This window comes from Frankia sp. AiPs1 (assembly GCF_023716945.1).
In the GTDB taxonomy this organism is placed as follows: Bacteria; Actinomycetota; Actinomycetes; order Frankiales; family Frankiaceae; genus Frankia.
Genome location: NZ_JAMQQF010000935.1, coordinates 1 through 1,403, shown reverse-complemented (window position 1 = coordinate 1,403; position 1,403 = coordinate 1). Strand labels below are relative to the sequence as shown.

1 protein-coding gene is annotated in these 1,403 nt (G+C 71.4%); it reads right to left on the bottom strand.

Translation table 11 applies throughout. The features are described from left to right. Positions 1-216 precede the first annotated feature (216 nt). A complete protein-coding gene (locus ND748_RS31990) occupies positions 217-1,149 on the bottom strand; it encodes a branched-chain amino acid ABC transporter permease (RefSeq protein WP_251750011.1) in 933 nt (310 codons plus the stop codon). Positions 1,150-1,403: the final 254 nt, after the last annotated feature.

Below are 1,403 nucleotides of genomic sequence, written 5' to 3'. Positions count from 1 at the left end.
GGCCGGCGGAGGCAGCGGGGGCGGTGGGGGCAGCGGAGACAGCGGGGGCTCTGGCACCGGCGGGGGCCGCGATGTCGTCGCTGGCGGGCGCTGTGCTGGCGGGCGCTGCGACGTCGCCGACGGGGCCAGCGGGGCCGGATCGACTCCCGACGGTTCGCAGCGGCATGGTGGCGTCATCACCGCCAGGGCCGGGCGGGCCGGCGGTGGGAGGCGCGCTCATGCGGCCCGCCCCAGCCGCTCGCCGAGGAGGCCGGACGGTCTGACCATCAGGATCGCCACCAGGACGAGGAAGGCGATGACGTCCTTGTAGGACGCCTGGAACAGGTAGCCACCATAACTCTCGACCAGCCCGAGCAACAGGCCGCCGAGCATCGCGCCGCGCACGTTGCCGATGCCGCCGAGGACCGCCGCGGTGAACGCCTTCACCCCGGGGACGAACCCCATGCTGTAGGAGGCGTTGAACGTCATCGCGTACAGGAAGCCGCCGGCGCCGGCGAGCAGGCCGCCGACGACGAACGTGACGATGATGATCCGCTCGACGTTCACGCCCATCAGGACGGCGGTGTCGGCGTCCTGGGCCACGGCCCGGATGCCCTGGCCGAGGCGGGTGCCGGCGACGAGTCGGTCCAGGCCGACGAGCATCGCGACGGCGACGGCGAAGATGACCAGCGACTGGGTGGAGACCTGGGCGCCGAAGACCCTGAAGACCGTGCCGTTGTGGAACAGGTCGGGCAGGTCGACGTTCTGCCGGCCGAACTCCTTGCCGGCCAGGTTGACGGCGAACAGCGACGCCCCGATGGCGCTGATCAGGTAGGCCAGCCGGGGCGCGGAGCGGCGCCGCAGCGGACGGTAGGCCACGCGTTCGAGGGTGAACGCGGCGAGCGCCCCGCAGATCGCGCCGGCGCCGAGGCCGACGGCCACCAGCCCCACCGACGCGAGCCCCCCGGGCACCGATCCGTCGTCGGGCAGCAGAGCCCGGGCGGCGAACAGGCCGCCGAAGGACCCCAGCATGAACACCTCGCTGTGCGCGAAGTTGATGAGCTGGAGAACCCCGTACACGAGTGTGTACCCGAGTGCTATGACCGCGTACAGCGAGCCGACCATCAGTCCGTCGATGGTCAGCTGCCAGAACTGGTCGAGGAAACCCATACGTGTGCCTCGTTCGTCGCGTGGCTCGTTCGCCTGGCAGAAGTTTCGTTCCGTGGAAGACGCGCGTCCAGATTACGGATGTCGATTCTGGTACTGAAAAGTCCTTTTTGCTAGCCGGATGTCACCCGACGCGGCGAGGGGGGGGGGGGGGGGGGGGGGGGGGGGGGGGGGGCGGGGGGGGGGGGGGGGGGGGGGGGGGTGGGCGGGGGGGGGGGGGGCGCTGCACAGGACCCGCTTTAACTAGTCTTGCTAAA